13 protein-coding genes and 1 pseudogene are annotated in these 16,114 nt (G+C 60.5%); 8 read left to right on the top strand and 6 right to left on the bottom strand.

Translation table 11 applies throughout. The features are described from left to right. Positions 1-971: dihydroxy-acid dehydratase (locus D8U70_RS10335; protein WP_177433959.1), on the bottom strand; the 971-nt coding region annotated here is incomplete at its 3' end. 192 nt (positions 972-1,163) lie between these two features. Between D8U70_RS10335 and D8U70_RS10330 the strand changes: the two genes are divergently transcribed. The 8 genes from D8U70_RS10330 to D8U70_RS10290 all read left to right on the top strand — a co-directional run bounded on the left by D8U70_RS10330 (position 1,164) and on the right by D8U70_RS10290 (position 8,069). Further along, positions 1,164-2,486: an MFS transporter gene (locus tag D8U70_RS10330; protein ID WP_024013183.1), complete on the top strand. Its 1,323-nt coding sequence runs from the start codon at positions 1,164-1,166 to the stop codon at positions 2,484-2,486. Positions 2,487-2,631: 145 nt separating this feature from the next. Beyond that, positions 2,632-3,624: an AraD1 family protein gene (gene araD1 / locus D8U70_RS10320; protein WP_130928830.1), complete on the top strand. Its 993-nt coding sequence runs from the start codon at positions 2,632-2,634 to the stop codon at positions 3,622-3,624. 9 nt (positions 3,625-3,633) lie between these two features. After that, positions 3,634-5,214 carry an aldehyde dehydrogenase (NADP(+)) gene (locus tag D8U70_RS10315; protein ID WP_130928829.1) on the top strand — a complete coding sequence of 527 codons (1,581 nt, stop codon included), beginning with the start codon at positions 3,634-3,636 and terminating at the stop codon, positions 5,212-5,214. Positions 5,215-5,417: 203 nt separating this feature from the next. Continuing rightward, positions 5,418-5,729, top strand: coding sequence for a DUF5629 family protein (locus D8U70_RS10310; RefSeq protein WP_130928828.1), 312 nt, complete (start codon positions 5,418-5,420; stop codon positions 5,727-5,729). After that, the gene (locus D8U70_RS10305) at positions 5,716-6,891 is read left to right on the top strand and encodes a lactonase family protein (protein ID WP_130928827.1); all 1,176 of its coding nucleotides are present in this window, start codon (positions 5,716-5,718) and stop codon (positions 6,889-6,891) included. The genes D8U70_RS10310 and D8U70_RS10305 overlap by 14 nt, the downstream gene beginning before the upstream one ends. A 156-nt stretch (positions 6,892-7,047) precedes the next feature. Next, on the top strand, positions 7,048-7,227 hold the full coding sequence (locus tag D8U70_RS10300) for a hypothetical protein (RefSeq protein WP_016775003.1): 180 nt from the start codon (positions 7,048-7,050) through the stop codon (positions 7,225-7,227). A 375-nt stretch (positions 7,228-7,602) separates the two neighbouring features. Then, positions 7,603-7,815, top strand: coding sequence for a hypothetical protein (locus tag D8U70_RS10295; protein ID WP_039763920.1), 213 nt, complete (start codon positions 7,603-7,605; stop codon positions 7,813-7,815). Beyond that, positions 7,812-8,069 carry a hypothetical protein gene (locus D8U70_RS10290; RefSeq protein ID WP_039763921.1) on the top strand — a complete coding sequence of 86 codons (258 nt, stop codon included), beginning with the start codon at positions 7,812-7,814 and terminating at the stop codon, positions 8,067-8,069. Before D8U70_RS10295 ends, D8U70_RS10290 begins: the two co-directional genes overlap by 4 nt. A 124-nt stretch (positions 8,070-8,193) precedes the next feature. Here D8U70_RS10290 and D8U70_RS10285 read toward each other — a convergent pair whose 3' ends face one another. The 5 genes and pseudogenes from D8U70_RS10285 to D8U70_RS10265 form a co-directional block, all read right to left on the bottom strand. Continuing rightward, positions 8,194-8,790: a glutathione S-transferase gene (locus D8U70_RS10285; RefSeq protein ID WP_071172691.1), complete on the bottom strand. Its 597-nt coding sequence runs from the start codon at positions 8,788-8,790 to the stop codon at positions 8,194-8,196. Further along, a complete protein-coding gene (locus D8U70_RS10280; protein WP_130928826.1) occupies positions 8,787-12,428 on the bottom strand; it encodes an AAA family ATPase in 3,642 nt (1,213 codons plus the stop codon). Before D8U70_RS10280 ends, D8U70_RS10285 begins: the two co-directional genes overlap by 4 nt. After that, a complete protein-coding gene (locus D8U70_RS10275) occupies positions 12,425-13,669 on the bottom strand; it encodes an exonuclease SbcCD subunit D C-terminal domain-containing protein (RefSeq protein ID WP_130928825.1) in 1,245 nt (414 codons plus the stop codon). The genes D8U70_RS10280 and D8U70_RS10275 overlap by 4 nt, the downstream gene beginning before the upstream one ends. 77 nt (positions 13,670-13,746) lie before the next feature. After that, positions 13,747-14,862 carry a hypothetical protein gene (locus D8U70_RS10270; RefSeq protein WP_177433958.1) on the bottom strand — a complete coding sequence of 372 codons (1,116 nt, stop codon included), beginning with the start codon at positions 14,860-14,862 and terminating at the stop codon, positions 13,747-13,749. Next, positions 14,852-16,114, bottom strand: a pseudogene (locus D8U70_RS10265) (hypothetical protein); the annotation flags it as partial. The pseudogene D8U70_RS10265 and the gene D8U70_RS10270, both read right to left, overlap by 11 nt.

Below are 16,114 nucleotides of genomic sequence, written 5' to 3'. Positions count from 1 at the left end.
CCGGCGTAGTAGAACTCTTCCATCAGGAAACGCCCGGACGGTTGCAGGTCGACGATGGTCGGCATGCCGCGACCGATGCGGGTCCAGTCGTCCAGGTCGAGCTCGACGCCGATGCGCCCGGCGATGGCTTTCAAGTGGATCACGGCGTTGGTCGAACCGCCGATGGCAGCGTTGACACGAATAGCGTTTTCGAAGGCTTCCTTGGTGAGGATCTTCGACAGTTTCAGGTCTTCACGCACCATCTCCACCGCACGCATGCCGGACATGTGCGCCAGCACATAACGGCGCGCATCTACGGCCGGAATCGCGGCGTTGTGCGGCAGCGAAGTGCCCAGCGCTTCAGCCATGCACGCCATGGTCGACGCGGTGCCCATGGTGTTGCAGGTGCCCGCCGAACGCGACATGCCGCCCTCGGCTGCGAGGAAGTCATCGATGGTGATGGTGCCGGCCTTGACCTGTTCGCTGAGCTGCCAGACCACGGTGCCGGAACCGATGTCCTTGCCTTTGTGCTTGCCGTTGAGCATCGGCCCGCCGGTGACGACGATGGCCGGCACGTCGCAACTGGCCGCGCCCATCAGCAGTGCTGGAGTGGTTTTGTCGCAACCGGTGAGCAGCACCACGCCGTCGATCGGGTTGCCGCGAATCGCTTCTTCAACGTCCATGCTCGCCAGGTTGCGGGTGAGCATGGCGGTCGGGCGCAGGTTCGATTCGCCATTGGAGAACACCGGGAATTCCACCGGAAAACCACCGGCCTCGATCACCCCGCGTTTGACGTGCTCCGCGATCTGGCGGAAGTGCGCGTTGCACGGAGTCAGTTCCGACCAGGTATTGCAGATGCCGATGATCGGCTTGCCGTGGAACTGATGGTCGGCGATGCCCTGATTCTTCATCCAGCTGCGGTACATGAAGCCGTTCTTGTCGGCCGTGCCAAACCATTGGGCGGAGCGCAGGGTGGGTTTCTTATCAGACATGATCGATTCTCTTATTGTAAGACTATTGTTTGCGAGCTGACGCTTAATCTAAGCTCAAAATCCGCGCTTTGGAAGAGTTGTTGGGTAATTAGTATTACTATATAGTCGTTTTCGACGGAGGGATGGCCCTGGCTTTTTTGGCGAGAGGCGTCCCCCGAGGTTCTATAAAAACAACAATCGGAGACCGATCTCATGAGCCAGGAATTGCGGCTTGTCCGGCGCATCACACTGAAACTGATTCCCTTCCTGATCCTGCTGTACCTGATCGCCTATGTGGATCGCTCCGCCGTCGGCTTCGCCAAGCTGCACATGGGCGCCGACATCGGCATCGGCGATGCGGCCTATGGCCTCGGTGCCGGGCTGTTCTTCATTGGTTATTTCCTTCTCGAGATTCCCAGCAACCTGATGCTCGAACGCTTCGGCGCGCGGCGCTGGTTCGCGCGGATCATGATCACCTGGGGCGCGATCACCATCGGCATGGCCTTCGTGCAAGGGCCGCACAGCTTCTATGTGATGCGCTTTCTGCTCGGCGCGGCCGAGGCGGGCTTCTTCCCCGGCGTGCTGTACTACATCACCCAATGGTTCCCGGTGCGCCATCGCGGCAAGATCCTCGGCCTGTTCATCCTCTCGCAACCGATCGCGATGATGATCACCGGTCCCGTGTCCGGCGGTTTGCTCGGTATGGACGGCATCCTTGGTCTGCACGGCTGGCAGTGGCTGTTCATCGTCATCGGCACCCCGGCGATCCTGCTGACCTGGCCGGTGCTGCGCTGGCTGCCGGACGGCCCGCAGCAAGTGAAGTGGATGGATCAGGCGGAAAAAGACTGGCTGACCGGCGAGCTGAAAAAGGACTTGCAGGAGTACGGCCAGACCCGTCACGGCAATCCGCTGCACGCGCTGAAAGACAAACGCGTGTTGCTGCTGGCGCTGTTTTATCTGCCAGTGACCCTGAGCATTTATGGCCTCGGCCTGTGGCTGCCGACGTTGATCAAACAGTTCGGCGGCAGCGATCTGGTCACCGGGTTCGTTTCTTCGGTGCCATACATTTTCGGGATCATCGGCCTGCTGATCATTCCGCGCAGCTCCGACCGCTTGAATGATCGCTACGGCCACTTGGCGGTGCTCTATGTACTCGGTGCGCTGGGCCTGTTCCTCAGTGCCTGGCTGTCGCTGCCGGTGGCGCAACTGGCGGCGCTGTGTCTGGTGGCGTTCGCGCTGTTCTCATGCACCGCGGTGTTCTGGACCTTGCCGGGGCGTTTCTTTGCTGGCGCGAGTGCCGCGGCGGGGATTGCCTTGATCAACTCGGTGGGCAACCTGGGCGGTTACATCGGGCCGTTCGTGATCGGCGCTTTGAAGGAATACACCGGCAATCTGGCGTCCGGACTGTACTTCCTCTCGGGCGTGATGGTGTTCGGGCTGATTCTGACCGGCATTGTTTATCGCGTGCTGGAGCGCAAGCACGTGCTGCCCGTCGACCAGTTCGCAGCCAGCGCCCGTGGCGCGACCCGAACCTGACGGATCGACGCCGGCCCCTGTGGGAGCGAGCTTGCTCGCGAAGAGGTCGGCACATTCAACATTTGAGGTGACTGATACACCGCTTTCGCGAGCAAGCTCGCTCCCACAGTGGATCGGCGGTGTTTTGAGGGAACAGGAGAAAATCATGCATCTGGTTCAATTCGAATTACCCAACGGCGAGCGCCGTGTCGGCGTGGTCGACAACGGTCAGGTCCGCGAAGTCGAGGACGCCCGCAGTGTCCGTGATCTGGCCCTGGCGGCAATCGAGGCCGGCAGCTCCCTTGAGCAGCAAGTACAAAGCCTCGGCCTCGGCGCGAGCCACGACTACGCGCAATTGCTCAAAGACCTGCGCATCCTGCCGCCACTCGATCACCCGGACCCGGCACACATGCTGGTCAGCGGTACTGGTCTGACCCATCTCGGCAGTGCTTCGGCGCGGGACAAGATGCACCAGCAGGCCGGCGATGAAGCGGCGATGACCGACACCATGCGCATTTTCAAGTGGGGCGTGGAGGGTGGCAAACCGGCGGCGGGGCAGGCCGGCGTGCAACCAGAGTGGTTCTACAAGGGCGACGGCAGCATTGTCGTGCGTCCGGGGCAGGCGTTCCCGCTGCCGCCGTTCGCCGAAGACGCCGGCGAAGAGCCGGAGATGGCCGGCCTGTATGTCATCGGCAACGATGGCAAGCCGTATCGCCTCGGTTTCGCGGTGGGCAACGAGTTCTCCGATCACGTCATGGAACGCAAGAATTACCTGTACCTGGCGCACTCGAAATTGCGCAGTTGCAGTTATGGCCCGGAACTTCGTACCGGTGAATTGCCTCAACACCTTGCCGGCACCAGCCGAATCCTGCGTGACGGCGAAGTGCTCTGGCAGAACGAGTTCCTCAGTGGCGAGGCCAACATGTGCCACAGCCTGGCGAACCTCGAGTACCACCACTTCAAATACAGTCAGTTCCTGCGTCCGGGCGACGTGCACATTCACTTTTTCGGCACTGCGACCCTGTCGTTTGCCGACGGCATCCGCACTCAGCCGGGCGACACGTTCGAGATCAGCCAGGCCGATTTCGGCGCACCGCTGGTCAACGGTATCGCACCGGTTCAGGCGGCTTTTGAACCGGACAGCATCGGCACCCTTTAAGGAGATCCCATGACTCAGATTCTCGGTCACAACTACATCGGCGGTCAGCGTAGCGCCGCCGGCAGCGTCAAACTGCACTCGGTCGACGCCAGCACTGGCGAAGCCCTGCCGCATGATTTCATTCAGGCCACGGCGGAAGAAGTCGACGCCGCCGCCAAGGCCGCCGCTGTGGCTTACCCGACATATCGCAGCCTCAGCGCCGAACGTCGCGCGCAGTTCCTCGACGCGGTCGCCGATGAACTCGATGCGCTTGGCGACGATTTCGTCGCCGTGGTCTGCCGCGAAACCGCGCTGCCGGCTGGTCGTATTCAGGGCGAGCGTGGTCGCACCAGCGGGCAGATGCGTCTGTTCGCCAAAGTCCTGCGTCGCGGTGATTTCTACGGCGCGCGGATCGATCTGGCACTGCCGGATCGTCAGCCGCTGCCACGTCCGGATCTGCGCCAATACCGCATCGGTCTCGGCCCGGTTGCGGTATTTGGTGCGAGCAACTTCCCGCTGGCGTTCTCCACTGCCGGTGGCGATACCGCAGCAGCACTGGCCGCCGGTTGCCCGGTGGTGTTCAAGGCGCACAGCGGCCACATGGCCACGGCTGAACTGGTCGCCGACGCGATTATTCGTGCGGCGGAAAAAACCGGCATGCCTGCCGGCGTGTTCAACATGATCTACGGTGGCGGCGTCGGTGAATGGCTGGTCAAGCATCCGGCGATTCAGGCCGTTGGTTTCACCGGTTCGCTGAAGGGCGGTCGCGCCTTGTGCGACATGGCTGCCGCACGTCCGCAACCGATCCCGGTGTTTGCCGAGATGTCGAGCATCAACCCGGTCATCGTGCTGCCGCAGGCACTGGCCACGCGTTCGGAAACCGTTGCGCGTGACCTCACCGCTTCGGTGGTTCAAGGTTGCGGTCAGTTCTGCACCAACCCGGGTCTGGTCATCGGTATTCGCTCTCCGCAGTTCAGCGCGTTTGTCCAACAAGTCGCTGCTGCAATCGGTGATCAACCGGCGCAAACCATGCTCAACGCCGGCACCCTCGGCAGCTATGGCAAAGGCCTGGAAAAACTCCTGGCGCACAGCGGCATCGAGCATCTGGCCGGTAATCCGCAGCAGGGCAATCAGGCGCAGCCGCAGTTGTTCAAGGCCGATGTCAGCCTGTTGATCAACGGCGATGAAGTGCTGCAGGAAGAAGTGTTCGGCCCGACCACAGTAATCGTCGAAGTGGCCGATCAGGCACAACTGAGCGCGGCGCTGCACGGCCTGCACGGTCAATTGACCGCGACGATCATCGGCGAGCCGTCTGATTTCGAGCAATTCGCCGAACTGACGCCGCTGCTGGAACAGAAGGTCGGGCGCATCCTGCTCAACGGTTATCCGACCGGTGTCGAAGTGTGCGATTCGATGGTGCATGGCGGCCCGTACCCGGCGACGTCCGATGCGCGCGGCACTTCGGTGGGCACGCTGGCGATCGATCGCTTCCTGCGCCCGGTGTGCTTCCAGAACTACCCGGACAGCTTGCTGCCCGAACCGCTGAAAAACGCCAACCCGCTGCGGATTCAGCGTTTGGTGGATGGCAAGCCATCGCGAGAGGCGATCTAGCCAGCATCGCGATTTTTTGTGTTGATCGTTCCCACGCTCTGCGTGGGAATGCAGCCCGGGACGCTCTGCGTCCCACTGGAACGCGGAGCGTCCCTTGAGGCATTCCCACGCGGAGCGTGGGAACGATCAAGGTTTCAGCAGGGGGCCTCTGGATCACATTGGGCTATCATTGGCCCTTTCCCCCCAAAGAAAGACTGTTTGCCATGACTGCCCAAACCCTTCTCAACGCCCTCGAACATTGCGGTATGGTCGAAATCGATGGCCTGCACGCCTTCGAATTCGCCCTCGACGAGGACGATAACCTGCACATCGAATGCATCGATGGCCGTGCAGCCAAGCACTGGGAATTCACCCCGGCGCAGGTTGCGGCTGCGACGTTCGATGAGACGCTGCAGAGCTGGCTGATCGTCGGTTACGCCAGCGACACCAAGACCACGGGCGAGCATCGTCTGGTGTGCCTCGGCGACGTAGTCAGCAGCAGCGACGATGAGGATGACAATAATGAAGATGCGTAATTTCTGGCCTTTGCTGATGGCCGGCAGCGTCGGCGCGATGGGGCTTTCCAGCGCCTCTGCCGACACCTTGCAGTTGCTGGTCGGCTCATACACCGCCGGTTCCAGCCAGGGCATCTACCGCATGCAGTTCGACAGCGCCACCGGCCAGATCGACGCCAAGCCGCTGCAAGTGGTCAAGACCGAAAACCCGTCGTGGCTGACCCTCTCGAAAGACCAGAAGCGCTTGTTCGTGGTCAACGAAAACGGCCCGGGCCAGACTGACCCGGTCGGCCGCGTCAGCAGCTTCGCCATCGACCCGAAGACCCATGCGCTGAGCCTGATCAATCAAGTGCAGAGCCTCGGTAACGAGCCGACCCATTCCAGCCTCAGCGCTGATGCCAGACACCTGTTCGTCAGCAATTATTCGGTGATGGAAGATCCGGGTGGCACCCTGGCAGTATTGCCGGTCGATGCCGACGGCCAGCTGAAACCGGTGGTGCAGATGAGCGGGCACCCGGCCAGTCGGGTCAACCCTGAGCGTCAGGCATCGAATCACGTGCACTCGACGGTGTCGTCGCCGGACGGGCGCTATGTGTTCTCCAATGATTTGGGCGCGGACAAGGTTTTCATCTATCAATACGACCCGAAGGCCAACCCGCACTTGCCGCTAACCCCGGCGAAAACCGCCTCGGTAGCCTTGCCGGCCGGCAGTGGCCCGCGTCATCTGCTGTTCAGCGCTGACGGCAAACACGCTTGGCTGACCATGGAGATGAGTGCACAGGTCGCGGTGTTCGACTACAAGGACGGCGTACTGACCCAGACGCAACTGGTCGATCTGGCAGCGGGCCAGCCGACCTCGGACAAAGCCGGCGCGGCGCTGCATGCTTCGGCTGACGGCAAGTTTCTCTACGTGAGCAATCGCGGCACGGCCAATCAGCTCGTAGTGTTCAGCATTGATCCGGCGACCGGTCAGCTCAAAGAGCTGCAAAAGCGCTCGGTCGAAGGTGATCACCCGCGCGAGTTTGCCCTTGATCCGAGCGGTAAATTCGTCTTGATTGCCAACCAGAAGAGCAACCAGATTGTTGTCGTCGAACGCGATGCCAAGACCGGTCTGCTGGGCAAAACCGTGCAAAAACTGCCGATCGACGCGCCAAGCGATCTGAAATTCCTGGTGCGACAATAAGCCACAGGCCCCGGTCTACGGGGCCTGCATCGTTGTATTAATTGCACTGATATCGGCTAATGCTACAAAAGATTTCAAGGAGGCAACCCTCGAGCGTTACGTTTGTTTCACAGCCCGACCGGGCAAACCAAGCAAACGAACACGAGGGTTACCGCCATGAACTTCAATCTCTTCTCCGTCATCGCCGCTTCCGCCATTTCTGCCACGGTGGTATTGCCAGCCGGTGCCAACGTCGAAATCGCCAGCAAAAAATCCCACACCCAGAGCTACACCCAGAAATACCTGCAACAAAGCGCCAACTTCTACGCCGCGCTGGATCACAAAACCCAAGCCTGAAATTGCCATCTCCTTGTTGGAGCTGCCGAAGGCTGCGATCTTGATCGCAGCCTTCGGCAGCTCCTACGCGCGCGCGTAACCTGATCGTTCCCACGCTCTGCGTGGGAACGCAGCCCGGGACGCTCTGCGTCCCATTGGAACGCGGAGCGTCCCTTGAGGCATTCCCACGCGGAGCGTGGGAACGATCAATCAGAAGATCGCAGCCTTCGGCAGCTCACGCGCGCGCGTTCTGCACTCATAGGTTTTCTCTCGCGGGCAAATAGAGCCTCTAAATAATCAACGAAGCTGATATTCACCATTGCAAACCCTGAGTGGTTGCTTCGGCTTTTTTGATTGATTCTGTGGCCATCGAAACCTTTGCCCACGGAGAACACCATGGCCAGCGCAATCCTCACTTCCGCCAAACGCGGCGCCTACCTGGCCATCGGTCTGTACCTGGCCGTGGTGCTGTTCGTCAGCATCGGCGCACAGATGGAACACAGCTTCGACGCCCCGATCGACGTCGCCCACCCCGGCATCCAGTTCGAACTGCGCTCGCAAAGCGCGATGGTCGACAGGGCCGAACTCGCAGGAGTCGGCGGCGCATGAAAGGCTACAGACTCTGGGTCATCGCCAGCCTCGCGCTGATGACCAACGGCGCCTCACTCTTGGGATTTGGCCAAGGCTCGGTGGGTGGCTTGGCCCGGGCCATAGAGGCCAACCACAACATCGCGCACAACATTGAACGCGCCAACACGCTGGGGCTGATGGCCGGCAATCCACCGGTCAAGGTCGCGGTGGATTTTCTCGGGCCGTTTGAAGTGGATTGCATGGCGCTGGGCATGTGCAACGCCCTGGCCTGACGAAGATCGTTCCCACGCTCTGCGTGGGAATGCCTCAAGGGACGCTCCGCGTTCCAATGGGACGCAGAGCGTCCCCGGCTGCATTCCCACGCGGAGCGTGGGAACGATCAAGAGGGAGAGAGGGTTACTTCTTCATGATCGAGGTGAACAGTTCGGATTCGAGCAGGCGCTGCAACCAGGCCTGCAAGCGAACATAAGGCGTCTGCGCAAACCACTCGCGATCAACATGAGCGAACTGTCGGACGAAGGGCAGCAGGGCGATGTCGGCGAGACTGAGCCGGTCACCCAGCAAATAGTCGTGGTCTGCGAGCGTCAGATCCAGATAGTGGGCGATCATCTCGCACTGCATGCGATAGACCTCCATCGGTTGCTCTGGATAACGCTCAGCGTATTTGTAGTGGTTCAACGAAGTCTTGAATCGTTGATCGTTCGTCTCGATCAGCATGTCCATGATGACGTCTGCGCCCGGATCATCCTTGAACAACCAATCATCCGGATCATTCTGCGCCAACGCCCAGCGCATGATCTGCAGACTCTCATCGATCACTACGCCATCGGCATTCAGCACTGGCACCGTGCCCTTGGGCGAGAGCGCGAGCATCTGCGCCGGTTTGTCCTTGAGACTGACTTCGACAATCTCCACCGGCACGCCCGCATAACGCAGCGCCATTCGCGCACGCATCGCGTAAGGGCAGCGGCGGAAGGAATACAGCGTGTTCATTTCACCTCCAGCGTGCTCAAACCGTTGCCCTGGCGCCGCACCTGAATCTGCACCGGGATGCGTTCGTGCATTTCCTGCACATGGGAAATCACCGCCACCTTGCGTCCCTGCGCCTGCAAGCCATCGAGCGCGTCCATGGCCAGTTGCAAGGATTCAGGATCAAGGCTGCCGAAACCTTCGTCGATAAACAGCGATTCGATTGTCAGCGTGCTCGACGCCATCGAGGCCAGACCCAGCGCCAATGCCAGCGATACGAGGAAAGTTTCGCCGCCGGAAAGCGAATGCACCGAGCGCAGTTCGTCGCCCATCTCCGTGTCCATTACCAGCAGGCCGAGCATGCTGCCGCCGCGTTTGAGGCGATAGCGTTTGACCAGTTGGCGCAGCTGCGCGTTGGCGTGATGTACCAGCAGGTCGAGGTTGTAGGCCTGGGCGATCTTGCGGAAGGTGTCGCCGGTGGCCGAGCCGATCAAGGCACTGAGCCGCGCCCAGCGCTGGTACTCGGCATAGGCGTCGGCGATCTGCTGGGCCAGCGCCTGATTGGCGTTCTGCCGACGCTGGTCTTCCGCCTGTTCGGCGCGCAGTTCGGCGCACTGCTGTTCGCTGACGGCGAACTGGTTCTGCAGCTCGGCGAGGGCGCTGTCCAGCTGTTCGGCGTCAAGATTGCCGTCCTGCCGGGCCTGGTGATCGAGCAGGCGCTGATCGCGCTCCTGCAACAGGACCTGGGCCTGTTCGATGGCTTTTTCGTTGTGCTGAAGGGTCTGACGCAGTTCGGTGACTTGCGCGTCGTCGAAGCGCAGCAAGTCTTCGAGGCCGCCGTCATCCAGTTCCGGGTGGCTGGCGCGCCAATCGGCGATCTTGCCGGCGAGTGCCTGGTCTTCAGCTTGCAGTGCTTGCAGGCGTTCCTGTTGGGCCTTGAGCTCAGCGGCGATCTGCACCAGTTGCGTGCGCACACTTTGCAGCTCCTCAGCGGTGCTGGTTTCGGCGACGCGCGCCTGTTCCACGGCGTGTTCCAACTGCTGCTGCCAATGCTCGGCGCTGCTGTGCTCGCCAAGTAACTGCGCGAGTTTTTCCTGACAGCTTTGCTGCTGCTCGGTCAACGCCGTGAATTGCTGTTCGGCACTGTGCAGCTGCTGAGTGCGCAGCTGCTGGCGATCCTGTTCTTTCTCGAGGGTCTGCTGGCGTTGCTGCTGTTCGCTCAGCTCTTCCTTTTGCTGTTCGAGCTGGGTCAAACGTTCGGCGATCTGCCGGTCCAGCTGCATGAACGTTGCCGCCGGCTCCAGGCGCAAGGCCTCAAGTGTGTCGGCGGGCAGCAGCGGGCCGAACGCGCTGAGTTCTTCTTCAAGGCGCTGACGGTCGCTGTTGAGTTCATGCTGCTGATGGCTGAGCTGTTGCGCCGCTTGCTGATGCGCTACCTCGGCCTGACGCAATTGTTGCGACAAGCGCGCCGCGTCCTGTTGCAAGGTGAGCAGGGCGCTCTGGCGTTGTTCGTCCTGAGTGATGCTCTGGTTCAACTGCTCGGTCTGGCGGCTGAGCCAGGCGTCGCGTTTGTCGGCGTCCTGATTGAACAGTTGCGCGGCCAGCGGATGCGCGTCGAGGCTCGGGGCCAGGGCTTGTTGCTGCGCCGCGAGTTGTTCCTGTTGCTGCAGCAGCTCTTTCTGTTGTGCGATCACGCCACCGACTTCGCCGCGCAGCTCAATCAGTTTTTCCTTGAGCTGATCGACCACTTGCTGGGCGTTGGCCTGTTCGCTTTCATCGTGACGGCCAAGGCTTTGCAACAGCGCTTCGGGCTGGTGATAGGGATGCTCGTTGCTGCCGCAGACCGGGCAGGGCTGATCGTCCTGCAACTGCGCGCGCAACTCTTCGACACTGGCACTGCGCGCCAGCCGCTGACGTTCAAGCAGCTCGCGAGTGACGCTGAGGGTCTGCTCGGCGACGGTCAGTTCGGCCTTGGTTTTCACACCGTCCTGGGTCAGACGTTCGCGTTGCTGCTGCGCGTCGAGCTGGCGTTGTTGCAACTCGGCGCTGCGCTTGTCGAGATCCTGCTGAGACGCCCACAGGCGCGACAGGTCTTCGATTGCGCGCAGCTGTTTGCGGTTGTCCTGCAGCAAAGTGCCGAGCAGGCCGATCTGTTCGGCCACCGCATCGGGCTCGGCGCCAGCCTCTTTGAACAGCACTTCCAGTTGTTGCTTGTGCGAGGCCAGTTGCTCAGCACTGCGCGTGGCGTTCTGTTCGAGCGACGCCAGTTCGCTCTGGCCCTTGTTCAAGCGGTTGCCGATCAGCATCAACTGTTGCAAACGGTCGCGATAGGCGCTCCAGGCATCGCTCAACGGCGCCAGATGGGCACTCTGCTCAAGCTCCGCGGCGATGCGTTGCAAACGCGCGGCGACTTCAGTCTGCTTTTCCTGCAAAGCCTGAATCGCGCTCTGGCCATCCTTGAACGCTTGCTCGGCCGCTTGCCGGGCTTCGGCGCTGCTGGCGGTGTCCTTGATCAGGCGGGCGAGGGTGCTGTGTTCTTCAAACGCCTGACGCAGCAACGGCGCATTTTCGCTCTGGCGTTGTTGCGCTTCGCTCAGGGCGACTTTCGCTGCGTCGAGGTTCTGTTCCAGCTGCGCCTGGCGTTCGCCCAGCGCCGCGTGTTGTTGGGTGTGCGCGGCAATCTGCGCCGCCAATGGCGTAAGCAGCGCATCGAGCTCGGCCTTGCGTGCGAACTGATGGCGTTGCGGGCCAAGCTGCTCCAGACGCGTCAGTTTTACCCGCTCGCCGGCCAGTGCCTGCCATTGCTGTTGCGCGGTTTGCAGTTGTTCGCTGGCCGCTTGCTGCGCTTCCTGCAACTGACGCAAATCCTTCAGCCAACTGTGTTGTTGCTCAAGTTGTTTGAGCTGCGCCTGTTGCGCCTTCATCTGTTGCTGCGCGGTGTTGAAACGCTCGTCGAGTTCGGCACGAGCTTCCGGCGCCAAAGGCGTCACACCGGTAGCCTGATCCTGCAACAGCTTGTGCGCTTCGCGGGCTTCTTTGGTCTTGTCGAAGGCGCGGCGGCCGAGGCGGGTGTACAGCGCGGTGTCGGTGAGTTTTTCCAGCAGTTCACTGCGGTCGTTGTCGTCAGCCTTGAGGAACGCGCTGAACTCACTCTGCGCCAGCAGCACAGCGCGAGTGAACTGTTCAAAGTTCAGGCCCAGCGCGGCTTCCAGCTGGGTTTTGTATTCGCCTTTCTGGCTGGCGAGCAGTTGATCCTGATCGATGTCGCGCAGGCTCTGCCGACTGGCCTGGAGTTTGCCACCAGCCTTCTCGCGAGCACGATTGGCTTCCCAGCGCGCGCGATAGCGGCGGCCATCGACGCCGACAAAATCCACTTCGGCATAGCCTTCACCGGTGCCGCGTCGCAGCAAGGTGCGCGGGTCGCCAGTGGCGATTTCACCGTCAGCATCCGGGACTTTCGCATCACGGCCGGTGTTGTTCAGACGCGGCACAGCGCCAAACAGCGCCAGGCACAAGGCATCGAGCAACGTGCTTTTGCCGGCGCCGGTCGGGCCGGTGATTGCGAACAGACCGGCGCTGGCCAGCGGTTCGGCTGTGAAATCGATCTCGAACGGACCGGCCAGCGAGGCCAGGTTCTTCAAACGAATGGCGAGAATTTTCATGGCTGCTCGCCCTCCAGTTGCACGTCCTGCAGCAGTTCGGCGAAGTCCTTGAGCGTCTGCTCGTCGACCTCGCTGCCGTAGTTGTCGAGCCAGGCGCGGCTGAACAGTTCCTGCGGGGTGAGCTGGTCGAGTTCGATCAGCGTGCTGCCGTCATCGCCGCCATCGGCGCCGCGATTGCCGGCGTATTCAGCGGCGATGCGCACCAGTCGCACGGCTTTGCCTTGCAGCGCAGTTTCCACTTGATGGCGCAGATCCGGCTGCGGCTCATCCAGGCGCACCCGCACTTCGAGCCATGGCTGGCGCTGGGTTTCGGCGAGCAGATCAACGTTCGGCAACTCGGCCAGTTGCAGCAGAATTTCGGCCAGCGGTGCCGGGCCGATGCGCTGAAGATTGACCGAACGCGGGATCAGTTTCGGCTCGACGCTGACCAGTGTTTCACCGTCCAGGACCACATCGAGAATCTGATGCTGATAGCCGATCTCGGAGAACGATAGCGGAATCGGCGAGCCGCTGTAGCGGATGCGCTCCTCGCCGTTGACCATCTGCGGCTTGTGCAAATGGCCGAGGGCGACATAGCTGATGCTTTCGCCAAACAGGCTGGCGGGCAGCGCTTCGGCATTGCCGATGATCAGGCTGCGCTCGGAATCCTCCGACACCGAACCGCCGGCCATGTGCGCGTGGCTGATAGCGATCAACGCCTGCCCGGGCTGGCGCTTGGCATTCGCCGCCGCGATCAGCCACTCATGCACCTGACCGATGCCGCGCAGATAGTTGTCACCAAGATGCGCGCCGGTGACCTCCGCCGGCCGCAAGAATGGCAACGCCAGACACCACGCGGCGATTTCTCCCTGAGCATTCGGCAGCGGCAGCAACAAACGTTCGGCGTCGAGCTGCCCGTCATCCAGCCACAGCACCCGACCCAACGCGTGAGTACGCAAACGCCGCATCAATGGCGCCGGCAGCTCGATCCGCGAGCCGGAATCATGGTTGCCGGCAATCATCACGATGGTCAGCAGCGGCTGCTGTTCGTGAGCGCTGACGATGAAATCGTAGAGGCGTTCCTGCGCTTTGACCGGCGGATTGACCGTATCGAAGATGTCCCCGGCAATCAGCAGCACATCCGGCTGCGCCAAGTGCAACTGGCGCAGCAGCCATTCGAGAAAACACGCGTGCTCGAAATCGCGCTCCTGGCCGTGCAGGTTTTGCCCAAGGTGCCAGTCGGAGGTGTGGAACAGACGCAAGGTGGACTCCGCATTTTGATCAAGAGGGTGGCCGCGAGGAACAAAGGGCGGCGAGAGGAGGGGAGTTTACTGGCAAATCACGCCCCTTGCCTTGTCGTGTGTCTGCTTGCACCGACAGCGGCGAATATTTCGGTAATCGGCCGATGCGGGTAGCGCTTGTGCATCTGCCGCACCAGCTCGCTCATCCGCAACAACTCTTCGCTCGGCTTGGCCCATTGCTCTTTCGGCAATGGCTCGGACCATTCGCGCATGACTTCCGGCAGCGCCTGCTTGCCGATTCTTTCCAGCCGACGAATTTCCCATTCGAGCAGACGGTTGGGAATCGTCCATAAGGTCATGACGTGATACAGGTACCAGAAGAACCCCGACAACCGCGAGCGGCGGCCTTCATGGATCTCCTGATGCATCCGCGCGCGGGCATTGTGGAATGTATGCAGGCCTTCGTGGGGTGGGTCGTCCGGGCCTTGCAGGTCTTGCAGGTCCTGGATCGATTTGAGGTCGTTGACCTCGTACTCCATGTAGCCGCGAATCGCTTCCCAGTGGCTGATCGCGAGCTCCAGGCCGGCGCATTGGAATTCGAGGCTGGTGAGGGTTTCACCTTGGTAGAAACCGATGCCCATGCCGTATTGGCGATGGACGCCGAACTGGGTGGCACCTTGGGCTTCGATGATCCAGGCGGACAGCGATTCCCATGGGACGAAGACTGGTTCGGTGGCGCCTTCGGGCATGAAGCAGACTTCGCGGCGTTGGCGGTTGAAGCGGGTTGGGATGACGGAGAGGCGTTTTTTGTGGACATGGTGCCAGACGGCCAGGTTAATACACAAACAACAAAAAATGGTCAAAGAGCCCGTACCAATCAAAGCATCGAAAACTCCTTCGATGGCGCCGCATATGTCATTCCACCCCGAACCTGCCAGAAAAAACATAAAACCAGCAAATGCGGGAAAAAGGCACGTGATCATGAAGGTTGCACTAAAGGGCAACCCTACTGTTACCTGCCACATGAACACTTGCGGCGGTCCTATCCCGAATTCCATGAAGACGTGATTCAGTTCACCGATTTGCGGTCCAAAGGGTTGCTGTACGGTAGGCAATGGCAACGGTGCCAGATAAGTAATTTTTCCGCTTGGAAACGGTTCGATATCTCCCGCCTGCCTGGCCTGGTTGCTTGCGTTGTCTTGGTCATTCGGCATGGTCGGCTGGGTCCAGAAACTGTGTTTCGATGAACAGTACAGGTGGTTTGTCTATTACAAGCTCAGGTAAAACCACCGGAAAATGACCTTTCCCGCGAGGCTCAACATGTATCACCCGAGTTCTTGATACCCATTGACCATTCTCATCCAGAGCCTGAATGCGGATGGCCAGCTCGAGTGTTTCTTTTGCTGGGGTGAATTCCGAGTCGAGTGCTACCGGGTACTCAAGACAGAGCACCAGGCCCTCCGGCATGGACTTGACGATGCGCAGACTCTTTACGATCTCGTCGCTGATGACGTCCCGCTGTTCTCGTGGCGTTCCTCGGCTGTGTAATGGAACTGAAATGCGGTGCGCGCCGATAGCTAAGTGATGCGTCGGCTTCCCACCCAAGGGAGGTGTCAGATCCTTCAAGGTCAATCGAGGCAGGACCAGATGGATATCGCTGGGCTTGGCTTTCAGCAGCAAGCTTTTAAGTCGAGAGTCATGCGCTTGCACGCCGAGTTGCACATAGGGCGCGTGAATCAAAAAAGCCAGATAATTTTGATAATCCTTGAGCGAATGATCACCACGCATATCCGGATCCCGGCTCCATGGCGTTATTTTCAGCCATTTATCATGCGCGCTGATGTTGTAACGGCTGAACAGCCAGACCCCCGATAGTTCAAGCACAGTGAATAACGCACCGGCCAGGTTAAAACGAAAGAAAACAGTAGACAGGCGTGTGCCAGCAGCGGCCCAGGCTGCGGCTCTTGCCGCTGCGTTTTCGGCGATCAAAACTCTGTGCCCGGCGTGAATGGTATGGCTCAAGGCATACCCGTTATTGGCAGTTGAACCCAACGCGCCAATCGCGGCCAACGCAGTGCTTTTCTCGGCGTGAAAGCTTCCGCCGCGAACGGCCTGTTGCCAGTTTGCATAATGGCTTTTCACGCTTTGCAGCGAAGACAGGAAACCTGAGACATAGGTGAAACTGCCCAGACCAATATGCAGTTTCCCCAACTGCACATGCACGTTTTTCAGCGCCGCTTGCTGAAGATTCGTCGCCAGCAATGAACTGCGGTTTTTCAAGGCTGTATCCCCAAGACTTTGCGCGGCAGTAAATCCTGCAGCCCCAGTAGCGACAATCGCATTGGCGAATGGCTGCCAAACTCGTTTATTCGCTGTTTGCCTACGCAGTTCACGCAAAGCTCCCACCAAATTCACCACCTGCACCAACACCACCAACAATCCCATCCCCTCCGTCCGCACCAGACT

This window comes from Pseudomonas sp. Sample_20 (genome assembly GCF_004307585.1).
In the GTDB taxonomy this organism is placed as follows: domain Bacteria; phylum Pseudomonadota; class Gammaproteobacteria; order Pseudomonadales; family Pseudomonadaceae; genus Aquipseudomonas; species Aquipseudomonas atacamensis.
The sequence above is the reverse complement of the archived record's forward strand: the minus strand, read 5'-3'. Positions and strand labels throughout refer to the sequence as shown.

Coding starts and splice junctions, on each gene's coding strand:
- D8U70_RS10330 (WP_024013183.1), top strand. CDS start 1,164: ATGAGCCAGGAATTGCGGCTTGTCCGGCGCATCACACTGAAACTGATT.
- araD1 (WP_130928830.1), top strand. CDS start 2,632: ATGCATCTGGTTCAATTCGAATTACCCAACGGCGAGCGCCGTGTCGGC.
- D8U70_RS10315 (WP_130928829.1), top strand. CDS start 3,634: ATGACTCAGATTCTCGGTCACAACTACATCGGCGGTCAGCGTAGCGCC.
- D8U70_RS10310 (WP_130928828.1), top strand. CDS start 5,418: ATGACTGCCCAAACCCTTCTCAACGCCCTCGAACATTGCGGTATGGTC.
- D8U70_RS10305 (WP_130928827.1), top strand. CDS start 5,716: ATGAAGATGCGTAATTTCTGGCCTTTGCTGATGGCCGGCAGCGTCGGC.
- D8U70_RS10300 (WP_016775003.1), top strand. CDS start 7,048: ATGAACTTCAATCTCTTCTCCGTCATCGCCGCTTCCGCCATTTCTGCC.
- D8U70_RS10295 (WP_039763920.1), top strand. CDS start 7,603: ATGGCCAGCGCAATCCTCACTTCCGCCAAACGCGGCGCCTACCTGGCC.
- D8U70_RS10290 (WP_039763921.1), top strand. CDS start 7,812: ATGAAAGGCTACAGACTCTGGGTCATCGCCAGCCTCGCGCTGATGACC.
- D8U70_RS10285 (WP_071172691.1), bottom strand. CDS start 8,790: ATGAACACGCTGTATTCCTTCCGCCGCTGCCCTTACGCGATGCGTGCG.
- D8U70_RS10280 (WP_130928826.1), bottom strand. CDS start 12,428: ATGAAAATTCTCGCCATTCGTTTGAAGAACCTGGCCTCGCTGGCCGGT.
- D8U70_RS10270 (WP_177433958.1), bottom strand. CDS start 14,862: ATGCCGAATGACCAAGACAACGCAAGCAACCAGGCCAGGCAGGCGGGA.